General features: G+C 39.3%; 12 protein-coding genes. 4 read left to right on the forward strand and 8 right to left on the reverse strand.

Going from position 1 to position 15,204, the window contains the following annotated elements; all coding sequences use genetic code 11:
* Positions 1 to 18: 18 nt before the first annotated feature.
* From G7092_RS04200 to G7092_RS04230, 7 genes are all read right to left on the reverse strand, one after another.
* Positions 19 to 3,621, reverse strand: a complete 3,603-nt coding sequence (locus G7092_RS04200; protein WP_235953772.1) for a SusC/RagA family TonB-linked outer membrane protein — start codon at positions 3,619 to 3,621, stop codon at positions 19 to 21.
* Between the two features lie 181 nt (positions 3,622 to 3,802).
* Entirely contained in the window at positions 3,803 to 4,783 is a 981-nt protein-coding gene (locus G7092_RS04205) for a FecR family protein (protein ID WP_166086504.1), read from the reverse strand.
* 68 nt (positions 4,784 to 4,851) lie between these two features.
* Entirely contained in the window at positions 4,852 to 5,481 is a 630-nt protein-coding gene (locus G7092_RS04210) for an RNA polymerase sigma factor (RefSeq protein ID WP_166086506.1), read from the reverse strand.
* Between the two features lie 92 nt (positions 5,482 to 5,573).
* Complete coding sequence (locus G7092_RS04215; protein ID WP_166086508.1) at positions 5,574 to 6,452, reverse strand: hypothetical protein; 879 nt, start codon at positions 6,450 to 6,452, stop codon at positions 5,574 to 5,576.
* A 50-nt stretch (positions 6,453 to 6,502) separates the two neighbouring features.
* Positions 6,503 to 7,747 carry a YdcF family protein gene (locus tag G7092_RS04220; RefSeq protein WP_166086510.1) on the reverse strand — a complete coding sequence of 415 codons (1,245 nt, stop codon included), beginning with the start codon at positions 7,745 to 7,747 and terminating at the stop codon, positions 6,503 to 6,505.
* A gap of 65 nt (positions 7,748 to 7,812) precedes the next feature.
* Positions 7,813 to 10,266: a bifunctional YncE family protein/alkaline phosphatase family protein gene (locus G7092_RS04225; RefSeq protein WP_166086512.1), complete on the reverse strand. Its 2,454-nt coding sequence runs from the start codon at positions 10,264 to 10,266 to the stop codon at positions 7,813 to 7,815.
* A gap of 509 nt (positions 10,267 to 10,775) precedes the next feature.
* Positions 10,776 to 10,919 carry a hypothetical protein gene (locus G7092_RS04230; RefSeq protein WP_166086514.1) on the reverse strand — a complete coding sequence of 48 codons (144 nt, stop codon included), beginning with the start codon at positions 10,917 to 10,919 and terminating at the stop codon, positions 10,776 to 10,778.
* A 115-nt stretch (positions 10,920 to 11,034) separates the two neighbouring features.
* Here G7092_RS04230 and G7092_RS04235 point away from each other — a divergent pair, with 115 nt between their 5' ends.
* The 4 genes from G7092_RS04235 (at position 11,035) to G7092_RS04250 (ending at position 14,574) form a co-directional block, all read left to right on the forward strand.
* Positions 11,035 to 12,087: a winged helix DNA-binding domain-containing protein gene (locus G7092_RS04235; RefSeq protein WP_166086516.1), complete on the forward strand. Its 1,053-nt coding sequence runs from the start codon at positions 11,035 to 11,037 to the stop codon at positions 12,085 to 12,087.
* Positions 12,088 to 12,202: 115 nt separating this feature from the next.
* Entirely contained in the window at positions 12,203 to 12,757 is a 555-nt protein-coding gene (locus G7092_RS04240; protein ID WP_166086518.1) for a carboxymuconolactone decarboxylase family protein, read from the forward strand.
* 104 nt (positions 12,758 to 12,861) lie between these two features.
* Positions 12,862 to 13,746, forward strand: coding sequence for a helix-turn-helix domain-containing protein (locus tag G7092_RS04245; protein WP_166086520.1), 885 nt, complete (start codon positions 12,862 to 12,864; stop codon positions 13,744 to 13,746).
* Positions 13,747 to 13,797: 51 nt separating this feature from the next.
* Positions 13,798 to 14,574 carry a DNA-formamidopyrimidine glycosylase family protein gene (locus G7092_RS04250; protein ID WP_166086522.1) on the forward strand — a complete coding sequence of 259 codons (777 nt, stop codon included), beginning with the start codon at positions 13,798 to 13,800 and terminating at the stop codon, positions 14,572 to 14,574.
* A gap of 17 nt (positions 14,575 to 14,591) precedes the next feature.
* Here G7092_RS04250 and G7092_RS04255 read toward each other — a convergent pair whose 3' ends face one another.
* The gene (locus G7092_RS04255) at positions 14,592 to 15,188 is read right to left on the reverse strand and encodes a hypothetical protein (protein ID WP_166086524.1); all 597 of its coding nucleotides are present in this window, start codon (positions 15,186 to 15,188) and stop codon (positions 14,592 to 14,594) included.
* Positions 15,189 to 15,204 lie beyond the last annotated feature (16 nt).

Genomic DNA, 15,204 nt, shown 5'->3' on the forward strand with positions numbered 1-15,204 from the left:
AAGAATTGATTTTTTTAATTAAAAAGTTGCTTTAACACCCAGATTGTATGAGCGTACCAATGGGTAAACGCCATAATCAATACCCGGAGCAAGATTAGCACCCTGTGAACCGCTATTGGTGTAATTGTAATTAACCTCAGGATTATAGCCTTTGTATTTGGTAATAGTAAAGCCGTTGTTAATTGAGCCGTATACTTTAAGGCCGCTTAAACCCAAATTACGACTTATGTAGTCTGACTTAATGGTATAACCAATGGTTGTATTGGTATTTCTCAGGAAAGAGCCACTCTGCAAATAAAATGTTGACAACCTGGTACTATTACTTTGCGTGCTGCCGCGTGATGCACGGTAAACAGATCCATCGCCCGGATCAGCGGCGTTACGGTAGCGGTTGGCAACATCCTCGTATTGGTTACCTGAGCCTTCCATATTGTACAGATAGTAATCCTGTCCGTCAAGCACCTGGTTGCCATATGAACCGGCAAATGCCGAACTGAAGAAGAAGCCCTTATAAGTTGCATTGATAGCAAAACCATAAGTGAATTTTGGATATGGAGTGCCAATAACACCTGCATCTTTACTATCAACTACACCATCGCCGTTAACATCTTTAAAATAAAGATCGCCTGCCTGCAGCGGAGTTGTTGAAAATGTAGAAATTGGTGGCCCCTTGATTTTATAACCTGCAGGGTAAGAGTGCGTAGCTGAATTATAGTTTGCTTTATCGGCAGCTATATTAGCCAGATCGGCCTGCGTAACTATGCCGCCTACCTGGTAGCCATAAAACATACCTATAGGTTGCCCGGTCTGTGTAATGCTGGTTAAGTATGATCGCTCGGCGCCGGCGGTGAGGATGGTATTGTTACCACTTAAACTAAGCACCTTGTTCCGGTTTATAGAAATATTACCGCTTAGATTTAAAGTAAAATCTTTGGTGGCAATGGCCTTACCGTCAACCTGAAAATCAAATCCTTTGTTGCTAATTTTTGAATTAGAACCTAAATTGGTAAGGATGGTTGAACTTCCTGAAATGGCTGATATCGGTTGATTAAATAATAAATTGTAAGAGTGGCTCAGGTAATAATTGGCAATAATAAAGAGGCGGCCTTTAAGCAAACCTAAATCAGCACCAAAGTTATATTGTGAAGTTGATTCCCAGCCTAAATTTGCGTCTTTAATTGTACCGGCAGTAAGTGCAGAGGATAGTGACCCTGTACCAAATACCGTGTTTACAGGCGAGTTAAATACACGTTGGGTATTATAATTACCCACATTATAATTACCGCTTAAACCCCAACTTGCACGCAATTTAATGGTAGATTGGTCACCAAGCCAGCTATGATAAAATTTCTCATCAGACAGATTCCAACCCGCAGATACCGATGGAAAAGCTGCATACCTGTTATTAGACCCAAAGCGTGAAGAACCGTCTGTACGGAAAGAAGCCGATAAAAAATACTTACTGTCATAATTATAATTTACCCTTGCCAGGTATGATAATAAGGTAAAAGTATCATCGCCTGTTGGCTGTACACCTTCAATAAAACCGCTGGTGGGTGTAATTAACGTTATCTGGCTTGGAGCAGCACCAGTTATGTTAGGTATATTATCGTTCTGAAAGCCCGTACCTTGTACCGTAAGTACATTATTAGTTGTTTTTTGAGCGGTATAACCTACTAAACCATCAAAATGATTTTTGCCCAGCTGTTTGCTGTAATTTAAAGTAAGCTCACCTAACTGATCACGATAGTCAATGGTTTGTCTGACAGCTTTTGCCGCCTGTATTGATTGAGGTGAACCTGGTGGGTTTGCACCATTACTAATGTTGGTAGGTAAATAATAATTATAGTTCTCGGCATAAGTTTGCATGCCTAAGTTGGCATTGAATGTCAATCCATCCAAAATAGAATAACTGGCATGGGCATTATAGGTTGCACGGTCACCCACCCTATTTATCTTTATTAATGTTGCTGTTGCTATTGGATTTTCAATTGACTGGTAGGCGTAAGCCGTTGATTGCGCTGCAGCCACGTTTGTAGCAATACTGCCATCGGGATTGTAGGCAGGAAAGAATGGCATATATATCAAGGCCCCAAAAGCCGGGCTATGATCCCAACGACCATCCTGAGTTTCCTGATTAGTGGTTTGTGTAAATGCAATATTGGCACCTACTTGCAGCCTTTTACCTATCTGGCCATCAACATTGGCGCGCAGATTAATTTTTTTCTGTCCGGTACCCAACATAATACCAGGTTGATCCTGGTAACCTGTGCTAAAATAATAGCGGGTTCCGTTTGAACTGCCGGTGAATGACAGGTTATGGTTTTGTGTTAAAGCGTTACGGTATAACTCATCCTGCCAATCGGTGTTAACCGTTTGGTGAATCAGTGATTGCGTTTGAAAGTTGTATAGATAAGGAGGAATACTCACGGAACCGGCATTACCCACATTGGCAATACGCGTTGCGTTATTATCTGAGTACATGGCATCGTTCCAGGTATGACCGGTGGTTATCCAAAGATCATGATAAGAGTTATTACGACCATCGATTACCAGTTGAGCAAACTGATCAGAGTTTAACAAATCAACCTTTTTGGCCATTTGGTTTATCCCGGCTTGATAATCATATTCAAACTTACCTTTGCTGTCGGTTTTTGAACCGTGCTTGGTTGTGATCAACACCACCCCTCCTGCAGCTCTCGATCCATAAATAGCTGCCGATGCAGCATCTTTCAATATGCTTATTGATTCAATGTCATTAGGATTAATAAACAGGTCATTGCCGGCAGCGTAGCCGTCAATGACATACAGCGGATCAGAACTGGCATTAAAAGAGCCGACACCGCGTACAGCAATTTTGGTAGTTCCATAAGGAGCACCTGTTATTTGCGATACCTGTACGCCTGCCACCTTACCAACAAGGGCCTGGCCCGCGGTTGGCGCGGTTAAATTCAGTTCTTCTGATCTAACGCTGGCAACGGCTCCTGTAAAGTCACTTTTGCGCACTGTTTGATAACCAATGGCTACAACTTCGTTCAAAATATTGGCAGCAGGTTTTAACTTAACATGGATCGTAGTTTTGTTGTCAACAACAATTTCCTGATCTGCATAACCCACAAAAGTAAAAACCAACGTTGAACCCGGTTCAACAGTAATATTAAACCTACCATTAACATCGGTAGAGGTGCCTTTATGTGACTTTTTTTCATAAACGCTTACTCCCGGTAAGGGTAAGTCAGCTTCATCAACTACGGTACCCGATATTTTTACTGCCGCAGCCTGTTCTGTTTTTGATGGATTTTTGAGATCCAATGCGGGTTTTTCTACCCGGATCACCACATGATGATCATCTACCTGGCTAATGGTTCCTTTGTAGTTTTTTAATAACTGTTTTAATACCTCGCTTATGGTTTGATTGTTTACGCGAAGTGATACGTGTTTTTTAATATCAACAGTATTATCATATCCGATAATGAAATCTGTTTTTTGTTCAATAATGGCAAAAATATCCTTAATGGTAAGATTATCAGCTATAATTGATATACGGGTGTTGTTAATGGTTTGCCCATCGGCTGCAAAAGCAGGGACGCCTATCTGTAATAAAAATATTATTACGAGCAAAGGATGAAGTATTATTGATGTAAACTTCTTTATTAAATAAAATGGAGGACTGATTCGATAAAAATTTTGCATTTTAGAAGAATTTTTAATGATTGTAAGATCGTTTTTGAAGGCAGACACTACTTTAGTGTCTGATTTAACAGGGAATGGTGAAGCGTTCCCTGTTTTAATGAACTGGCTGCTATTTCATGCTGGTACAATTTTTTAGATTAATTAATACAATCTTATTTTTCATTTGGTAGCGTAAACCTGTAAGGCGGGTAAGTACATTTAATACCTGATCAAGAGGTTCGTTATTAAAGCTAACAGTGTAGCGTCGGCACTCTTTATTGTTTTTAAGCTTTATGGTTACATTATACCACCTTTCAAGCGTATGGGAAATCTCATCCATAGAGGCATTGTTAAAACATAGTTTATTATATTGCCAGGCAGTTAAATCAGAGGTTTGAACCTGGCTTAAGGCATGCTTGTTGCTTTGTTTATCATACACCAATTGCTGATTGTGAGTAATTGCGCCGGCAAACATTTCAGGCTTACGCCCGACACTGTTTTTTTCCACCTTTACTTTACCGCTTTCCACTGCTATTTGTATTTTTTGTTCTTCAGGGTAAGCTTTTACGTCAAATTCGGTACCCAGATCGGTAATTAGTAGCCTGGAGGAGTGGATAGTAAATGGTTTGGCAGCGTTGTGTTTTATTGAAAAAAAAGCCTCACCAGAAAGAGACACCTCTCTGCTTTTTATACCAAAGTTTGATGGAATGCGGATATGGGAGCCCGAATTAAGACTAACCCAACTGCCATCGGGTAATGAGAATCGTTTTTTTGTACCCTTTGGTGCTGCAATAATGCTGTAAGAAATTGTTGAACTTTGCTTATCAGCAGTTTGGCCATATTTAAACCATGCAATTCCAAAAGATACCAATATTAGGGCCGCTGCTGCATACAGCCATTTATAACCAAATGAATGACGTGGCTGTGCAAAAAGCATTTGATTTATTTTTTCGTCCATTGGCGAAAAAAAATCAAGATTTTCTTTTGTACTTATTTCTTCAATATCTGCCTTTTCAAAACTGGCAAACCAGTCTTCAACTATTTTGCGTTCCTGATTATTTGCTTGTCCCGATTGATACCTTTCAAATAACTTCTTAACCCTTTTGTTCACTATACCCTGCTTTTAGATAAGCTCGTGTGCAAAGGCAGTTTGTCCTTTAAGAAAAGGTTAACAATTTGTTACCTTTTAAGTATGGTTGTTAGAATCACTGAAAAAATAGCTTTAAAGCTAAGGACAATGGTAAGTATTAAAAGTTCGGGATGACTATTTCGTAAATTTAAGCGGAGGCGCTTTAAAGCCTCGGATACATTATTGCGTACTGTTTTTTCTGATATGTTGAGGATATCGGCAATCTCACCATTCTTTTTGCCTTCGTTTTTGCTTAAATTATAACAAGAACGCATGGTTTCTGGCAGTTGTACCACCAACTGATCAATATGATCAGTTAGTTCACGGGCAAATCGGTACTCTTCAGCAGAATGAGCCATTTCCTCAATTTTGCCTATGAGATAATTTTCGCCTTTAATTTGGGTATTCTTTTTCCGATAGGCTGATACTACCTGATTACGACTAAAAACGTATAAGTATAATTTAAAATCATTTAAATTACGTAACTGCTCACGATTTGTCCACAGCGTTATAAAAATATCCTGTGTAACATCTCTTGCGTCTTCCTTACTGGCGAGCCTTAAGCAAACTATATTAAAAACGAACTCTTTATACCTGTGATAAAGTTCCTGAAAAGCAGCGGTGTCACCATCGCTACATCGATTTAGTAGCAATTGTTCTGATAAATTTATATATATCATTGATTCGCTCCTGATAAACGCTACAAATTTAATACCCCTATGTAGTCAGATTATAAACTACATATTAACAAACCAATACATTGCGGGTAACATTACCAACCAATATGGATATAGTTCACATTGTTTTTTCGTGATGATGTTACAGCAATGCCCCTTTTTCCTGTACCGGTAAAGGCAAAACCTTCTAATTCATCAAGTCTTTCATTGACATCAACTGTCTTGATCACTTGTTGCTGTCCTGTTTCGATAGATTTTTTCAGATCAACGTAGGTAAATCTCCACTTTCGGCCTTCAGTTTGATTTTGAATCAGTACTAAAATACCTTTATCTGCCAGATAATATAAATTTTGCACCCAGGCGGTACAGGTAAACTTTTTAAACAATACACCCTTTTCACTTGTTTTGGAAGCTGCTTTTAGCGTTTCCGGATCATACAATCTCACCTCGTTACCGTTATTACCGTAATCGGCAGTAGCTACATACCACTTGTTGTTGTATTTTATATATTCAGGTCTTGTACCCTGAATACAGGCATCATCATCAATGGTATTTATCAAATTACCATCAAGTGTACCGGTTTTCAGTAGCCCTTTCCAATCAACACAATAAATTACAGCTTTCCATTTAGTACCTTCCTTGTTTAAACGGATAGAATTACCCATAAAAGTAGGTCCGGTTCCATTATAGGCAATACCTGTGGGATGATTGATCACATCCTGTCCATTTTGGGTAAGTTTATATTCTTTGTTGGTATAAGTAAGACTATCCCCTATCATCTTAAATTCCCGTATCATTCCCACTTCGCGGTCGCCATATAAAAATATCCTTCCGTTTTGATATGAAATACCTTGACAGGCACCTAATGAATCGATAGTTATGGAATGGGTAATAGCCATATCAACCGTTTTATTTATAAATGCGAAGAAGCCTAAGCATAGTATAGTCGTTGAAGCAAAAAATAATTTCTTCATGATCATCTTTTTATGTGTTTGAAAAATAGTTTCCCGGATAAACTGACCTGCTATGGATCCAGAGGTTCATCATTATCAATTCGCAGGGATTCAATGGTTGGATAAAATTCCTGTTCGGTATCTGACAGGCGGTTGCCCAGCTTGTAAGGCACATATCCTAACTCTTTTTCGCAGCGGGTAGCCATGTTTGATATAAAATAGCTTTGTGATTTATCTGTTGAGGTGATACATGGCTTGCTAAATGGCATCCCGTAACGGAATATGATACGGGCACAATTACGCATGTTGGTAGTGGTGTGCCGTGCATGAGGGTCAACCAATATGGCGTTTTCCGGCACATGCAGTTTTTCGATCATATACTTTTTCATTTCATCAGCTTCACAATATTTTGTTTTATACGGATGTACTTTACCGCCCGATGTCATGATAAATGGTGCCAATCCTTCAAAGTATCTTAATGCAGCTACCCGGCATCGTAACATCCCTTCGGCACTTAAGGCCACACCATCAATATCCGGACCTGCTCCGGGTATCAGGATCATGGTGTATTTATACTTGGCCCAATTGATGGTTTTTGCACGATTATAAGCGTTCTTATTGATCCCCGAGATCATTGGTTCATCATTGGCGGCATCATCTCTTTCATTTATTTCCAGACAATGTAATGCATAATTCATGGATGGTAAAAAAAACAGCTTTTCGTTTTTGCTTTCGTCCCATATAGTCGCAGAGGCATCATAAACCAGGTTAAGATATCCCCGGCTTTTTACATTGAAGCTGATAGAGTCAATAGCTGGATAGTTGGGTTTTCGTCCTTCAGCATAAACTTCAATCGTATAATTAACTGCTTTAGCATCCTGTTCCCACGCACTAACCAATATTTGAACCGGTGACAAGCTATTAAATTGCTGGTAAGTACCAGAAGGTATTACATGTTGTTTTATCAAATTGTCCAGGGCATTACCTGTTTTATATAAATTGGTTAGTCGGTCACTAACGGTTTTGATCTCGCCGTCACTAAACTTTAATACTTGCGTAAAACACAATGGATCCTTACAAGTTGTAAGTGACGATTTAATATTATCCAACCGAGTTTGATTCAATTTGACCAGTTCGGGATCATTGCTTAGCAGCTGTTTTACCGCTGCATTATTTTGAAATAAAGTAAGCAGGAAATAGTTTTTGGTCTGTATAATATTGCTGCCTATCAGTTTGTAGTTTTGGTCTGCTGTTTGGCCATAGCTGTGGTAAGCAACTAAAGTTAATAATAGGAATAAGTATTTCTTAAAATCCATGTTGGTGAAATATTGGTGTTTTAAATGGTGAATAAGTATGACCGACCGGTTAATTAAATACTGAATCAATCATCGTCATCTTTCTTTTTTTGCTCTAACAGTACAAAAGCACTTCTTTTAGGTGCCGGCATTGTGGAATGCTCACCTTTTACCGATTTCCAGACTACCTCGTTCAAGTCAAGATCAGGTACCGCATCCTCTTTGGCAAAGTTGAATGATTCAGAGCGGCGGCTACTTTCGTTATTGGCAATATTCCGCCTTTCCAGATCAACCTCCGCCGGTTTTAGTTGGTAAGGTGTAACATCAGCTTTACTGGTGAAGCATTCATATAAAGGCATTGCCCCGGCATCATACTGGCTCATAGGGGGTAAACCGAGTATCAATTCCATGGTTCGTAAAAAGCCCGAAGTTGAATACATGGTATGCACAACAGCATTATGTTTTACATAAGGGCCAACTACAAATGCAGGCGAACGGTGAGCGTCTACATGATCCGGGCCATTTTGAGCGTCATCTTCCAGTATAAATACAACAGATTCCTTCCAGATAGAGCTTTGTGATAAATGCTCGATAAAACGACCGATGGCAAGGTCATTATCGGCAACCGCCGCAACTGGCGAAATCTTACCTTTCTTTTGCCCGCTGGTATGATCATTTGAAATGCGGATAGTATTAAACTGAGGTACAGCATTAATTGTAAGCAGCGAATCAAAATCATGTTGCCAGGCGTCAACCCTGACTTGATCTTTTATATCGAGGTTGAAGCCCGGTGATTGTGGACAAATATGTCCTTGCAGCGTTTTAATATTAGCCTTTCCATCGTCACTGAATTCGCCATAGCTTCGATAAGTAATGCCAGCTCGTTTACAATAATCCCAAATAAAGCCATCGCGTGGATAAGTGGCCGGCCTGCCACCTTCAAAATTGGTGCTGCCACCCCGATTGCCATAGCTAGTTGGCCAGGTTTTTTCAACAACATCGGTAGCGTATGCTGCCATACTCCAATTATGTCCATCGGCACTTACTTCCGCATCAACATAAAAATTATCAAGCAATACAAATTCACTGGCTAATGCGTGGTGATTGGGGGTTACGTGTTTGCCAAATAAGGTTAAGGATGTGTCGCCATTACCACCCGGCATATCTCCTAAAACCTGGTCATAAGTGCGATTTTCTTTAATAATATAAAAAATATGTTTTATGGGCGATTTTTCGCCGAGTTTACGGGGGATTGGGTTTCCCGCCTCCCCATCAGCGGTTTGGGTCCTTTTGTCGGTAAATGGGGTATTAGCATAAACCTGATGTGTATATTGTTTCAACTGTTCAGGCTTTGGAACATCAATAAAAGATAATGAACCTTTAAATAAGCCCGCAATGTATTGTAAATGGCTGTTTGCTGTGCTACCCGTTTGATAGCCACTATTATCGGCCTTTGAGATAGGTTGAGGACCCTGAGGGTTAGCCATAGAACTTAACCCTTTTCCATTGGTTACCAATATTTTATTCCCTAATGTTTTTACATTGGTGGGATACCAGCCTACAGGGATAAAACCCTGACTTTTGCTATAGCCAGGCTTTGATACATCAAATACCGCCAGGCAATTATTATCGGCATTAGCAATGTACAATGTTTTTTCGTTAGCGCTAAGTGCCAGCCCGTTGGTAGTGGAACCGGTAAGGCGGGTTGGGTATAATGTAGTGGCAACCGTTTCAATTACCTTATTACTACTAGTACTGATGATGGAAACCGTATTGTCATTAGCGTTGGCCACAAACAGGTAATTCCCTTTTTTATTCAAGAGCAATTCATTTGGATGATCGCCGGTTGCTATTCTGTTTTCAATAACCTGAGATGTTGTATTTACTACCGCAACAGCTTTGCCACCCCAAAGCGAAACGTAAAGCTTTGTTTCGTCAGAGGATAGCACGCAACTGTAAGCAATAGCAGGAAGCTGAACTTTATGAAGTATCTGTTTTGCTTGCGGATCAATAATATAGAGTGTACTGTCTTCCTTGGTTACTGTATATAGTTTAGTATTAGTTTTATTAACGGCGATACCTGTAGGGCATATTTTGCTTTTAGGCCATGGCGTACCCAACTTTATAGTATCAGCCTGGTTTAGTTTATTATCTTTTAAATGAAAGTCCAATATCCAGTTATCGTTCCCGCCTGATGCGTACAGATGTTTTTCGTCGCGGCTAAAGGCTAATCCGTACCATGATTTGCCCAGCACCTGCTCGTCCAGTAGTTTTTCGGTTTTGGGATCTATGAGCTGCAATGATTGCGTACTCTGTCCATTATTGGTTACTGCCAACAATTTGCCAGAGGTACTTAGTTGCATATTTAAAGGCAGATCGCCCAATGTTAAAGACCTTCCGGCTGGACTTAACTTCCAGCCATTGGGAAGTAATACCTGCCCTGTTCCTTTTACTTTACCTGGTATCTGCGCCATTGCTGATGCACTAATTCCTAAGCTTAAAGCTATAATGCAGCTTATGTTTTTAATTGAACTAACCATAATAGTTTAAGTAAATGTAAATTAAACCTGAGCCCTGATAACGTATTTGCTTTGTGATAGATTGAAGCTCTGATACGAAGAACCACCTGTAAGCGTATTAACAGAAAAGAAAGATAATTGTGCAGTCGCAGTTAGAGATTTGTGGGACAATAATTTTGTGTTCGTCCAGCCAATCTTAATGTCAATAAAAGCGTCATATACTAAAACTCTCTTTTCATGGTGTGAAATAACCCTCTTTATGTTAACCTATGATTAAGTAAAAGTAAACATAATGTTTGATGGCTTTTGGCCATGACTTTGTTACAAATGTTCCCCTCACTCTGGTTCGATCAATGTAAACCCAGAATAATGATGGTTTACACTATATGATGGTTTGTTTTATTTAACTTATTGATTTTCAATTTAATAAATCAATTTTAGTCGTAAATTGTGTAAACCATGTAAACCCACAATTGCCCGGCTTTTACCGCACTTATTTGGAAAACTTTACATAGAAAAAGGGACATGTTTTATTCTCTGGCTTTTTTAAACGTAATTAGAATACCCATTACCAGCCCTATCGCTATGCCCACAGGCAAACTGTGCAGAATTAAACCGATGATTATGCCAATAACCAAACCTCCTATAAAATACCCGGGTTTTATCTTATTCATTTTGCCTATAAAATTAAAGCATCTACGCTAAATAATGATATCTTTTACGGCTGACAAACTGCTGTTATTCCGAATCATTAATTTTAACTTTATAATCAATCTATCAGGAATTATAATGAAGAATAACTATCTGGCTGCACAACGAATCCATAACCAACAAATTTATAACCCACAGTTTAGTGAACCAGAAAATGTTATAAAACACATGGTAGCTATGCAGGCTCAGGACTATGCCGGAGCCAAATGGGCGATAGCTTTGCGGACGCATAACGCCAGTGAGGATGTTATAGAACAAGCTATAAGAGATGGCAAAATATTACGTACCCACTTGTTACGGCCTACCTGGCATTTTGTTTCGCCCCAGGATATCCGTTGGCTATTAACGCTTACCGCACCGCGTATCCACGCTATAAATGCACCATTTTATCGAAAATTTGGATTTACCGACGCTTTGTTTAATAAAACCAATGAGCTGCTGACCAGAGCCCTACAGGGTAACAAGCAGTTGAGCCGGCCCGAGGTTTTAAACTTGATTAAACAGGCCGGTATTGCGACCGACGATATCAGGTTTACCATAATACTCATGCGCGCCGAACTTGATCAGGTTATTTGCAGCGGAGCCCGGGTTGGTAAACAATTTACCTATGCTTTACTTGATGACCGGGCTCCCGTAACACCCTTATTAACTCAGGAAGAAGCATTGGCTAAACTAGCCCTGGGTTATTTTAAAAGTCGTGGCCCGGCTACTTTACATGATTTTGCAAACTGGTCTGGCTTAACTTTGACTGATGCAGGTATTGGGCTTGAACTGGTCAAATCGCAATTGATTAATGATGTAGTTGATGGTCGTACCTATTGGATGCCGGATAATACAATTGACCTACCTTCTCTCAAAACAAAAGCCTATTTATTACCGGCATTTGATGAATTTGCCATTGCCTATAAAGATCGCGATGCATTGGTTAATCCAAAATATCTTAAGCAGGCACGACATGTAATTTTCGATCCGGCAATAATTGTCGATAATCAGGTTGTGGGTAACTGGAAGCGAACGGTTAAAGCTAAATCTGTCGATGTCCATTTAAATTTTTTTGGCCAATTAAATAAAACACAGGAAAAAACGGTGGGAGCAGCTGTTTCCAGATACAGAAAATTTCTTTTTTCCTAATTAAGGGTATTCCCGGGAAAATTGTCCATGTACTAACGAAATTCATCCATGTTACCGCTTCACGCTTGTATGCAATTTTGTATTGTCAATAACGACAAACTAAAAAGACAAAACAATGGCACGTTTAAAAGCAATAAACCCTGACGAAGCAACAGGTAAAACAAAAGAATTATTTAATGCAATACAAAGTAAATTAGGTGTAGTGCCTAACATGATGCGTACAATGGGTAGCTCACCGGCCTTATTACAAGGTTACCTTGACCTGAACAATACCTTATCCCACGGTTTGTTAGGTGCAAAAAACAGCGAATTTCTAGCGCTCTCCATAGCTGAGACAAACGCATGTGGTTACTGTTTATCTGCACATTCTTATATAAGTGAAAAATTGGTTCATATCGATACTAATAGTATTGTCAAAGCTCGTCAGGCAAATTCATCTGATGCCAAAACCGAAGCGGCTCTGAAATTTGCAAACGTGTTGATTGCTAAAAATGGTCTGGTAAATGATAGCGATGTTGAAGTTGTAAAAGCGGCAGGTCTGTCAGAAGGTGAAATTGGTGAGGTAGTTGGCCACGTTGCCCTAAATATATTAACCAACTATTTTAATAATACCGCTAATACCGAAATTGATTTCCCCGTTGCAAAACCCTTACAAGAAATCGAAGCTTAAGAAACTATGTAACTAACAGTAAAAGTCAAGCACAAATGCTTTGGCTTTTGCTGTATTGTTTAACTTTACGGTTATTTAAAGGCATAATTAGCTAATAATACTAAATGATTAATACGCAAAATACATTTACACTGATTGATGAACCAAAAGGGAATCTCGCCTTTAAATTATTTTGGTTTGATGACAATAGTCACTTTGATCACTTGCAGCGTCATAATTATTTTTCGCTTATCTGGATCAAAGAAGGGTCTGGTATATTAAAATCAGATTTTTCGGAATACAATTTTGAAGCCGGACGGATGCTTGCCTTTTCGCTCTATCAACCGTTTATGTTATTGGCACAGGGGCCTATAAAGGGTGTGGCCATTCAGTTTCATCCTGATTTTTTTTGTATTCTGAAACATCATAAAGAAGTATCGTGCAGTGGTATCTTGTTTGATAACATATACAAACCACCTTACGTAATGGTTGATGCGGTAAATGAATCACTTTTAAATTTACTGCTGGAGCAAATGAAGGCCGAAATGCTGAATAAAGCGCTCGCACAATATGAAATACTCATCTCCTACCTCAAAATTTTCCTGATAACCGCATCCCGTTTAAAAACTGAGCAACAGGATATTTTGTATCAGCTCGATGATGATACAAAGGAGCCCTATATATTGCAGGATCTTAAGGATGCCATCGAAGCTCATTTTAAAACCAAACATAGCGCCAGTCATTATGCCGATATGCTGAATATTTCGGCGAAAGCCCTGGCTCGTATCACTAAAGCCCATTTTAATAAAACCATCAGTAACCTGATTGCTGAACGCATTATTGTCGAAGCCAAACGCGAGTTGTATTTGACCAATAAACCGATAAAGGAAATAGCCTATGAGTTAGGTTATGATGATGAATATTATTTCAGCAGGTTTTTTAAAACAAATGCCGATGTATCGCCGCAATTATATCGTGATACGGTTGGCTATGGCCGGGCAAGCGCTTAAATTAAAACTTATCCTCTTATATTTGGTTTTCCATATTAAAAAGCTTTCATCATGCCTGAATTACCCGATCTGCAAGCCTTTAGTTATAATCTCGATAAAAAGTTAGCCGGTAAAACGGTTAAACATGTAGCCATTATCAACGCCAAAAAATTGAATGTAAGTCATCTGGAGCTGAAGGATACACTAGAAGGCCAGAAGCTGGATAAAGTGTATCGGGAAGGTAAAGAGCTTTACTTTAAATTTTCAAAAGGCGATGTTCTCGGTTTGCACCTGATGTTGCATGGTAAACTATATTTATTCGAAGGTAAAAACGAGCATAAATACCCCATTATTGAATTGCATTTTACAGATGGTAATGGTTTGGTATTGACAGATTTCCAGGGAATAGCTAATCCTACCTTAAACCCAGAAGAAAAAGAGTCACCTGATGCCTTATCTGAAGATGCCGGCGTTGATTATTTAATTCATCGTTTGCAAAAAACAAAAACCAATATTAAAACGGTTTTGCTTGATCAAAAGATTATTCGCGGTATTGGCAATGCTTATGCCGATGAGATCTTGTGGCATGCAGGTATATCGCCGATGTCTATAAGCAGTAAAATTCCGGAGCATAAGATAAAGGAATTGGTTAAATCCATCCACACCGTACTTACTGATGCCGAAAAGGCTATCCTTAAATCAAATCCCGATATCATCAACGGTGAGGTTAGGGATTTTATGCATATCCACAATTCAAAAAAGCCCCATAGCCCTAAAGGCGAAAAGATCATTGTGAAGGAAGGCACAAGAAAAACGTATTACACTGAGGAACAGGAGCTGTATAGTTAAATTGGCTAGTACTTACTCTACTTTAGCTTTTTAACCAGCACATTAAAATCGGCGCCAACAATGGGTATTTTTTTCCATTCTTCGGTTGGGCCATTTTTGCGATAAGTGCCGCCGTTGAGTACGCCGCATGAAAAACCGAGTTCTTTACGGGGCTGCGTTTTTAAAAATTCAACAGCAACCAATATATCGCCTTTTACCTCCACTTTGTACGGTGCCAGATCAACGGTGATCAATTGGTTATTCATTAGCGGCTCGTTAGGATTTTTTTTCCTAATTATTGATCCCCTTATTTCTTCTTTAACCAGGTTGTCGCCCTCTGGCAATTTATCGCCCATGGCATACACGTTCACTTTAAACGGAATAGTATCCTTACCCAGGTTGTCGACATGAAAACTCAGTTTCAGTAATTCAACCGGTTTATGGCCGGCATTCATCCTGATCCCTACTTGCGCCCCTTGTACAACATTGAAAGAGTTATTGGTTGTTCCTGACCGGAGTTTGTTACCGATAGTTTTAGTTTTATCCTGTGCCAGGCTATTAAAAGCAGCAAAACAAATGAAACAGATAAATAATAATTTAAAGATTTTTGATAGCGGCAGGCAGCGGTTGATCATAAAGTTGTTTATAAAA

The organism is Mucilaginibacter inviolabilis, from assembly GCF_011089895.1.
In the GTDB taxonomy this organism is placed as follows: Bacteria; Bacteroidota; Bacteroidia; order Sphingobacteriales; family Sphingobacteriaceae; genus Mucilaginibacter; species Mucilaginibacter inviolabilis.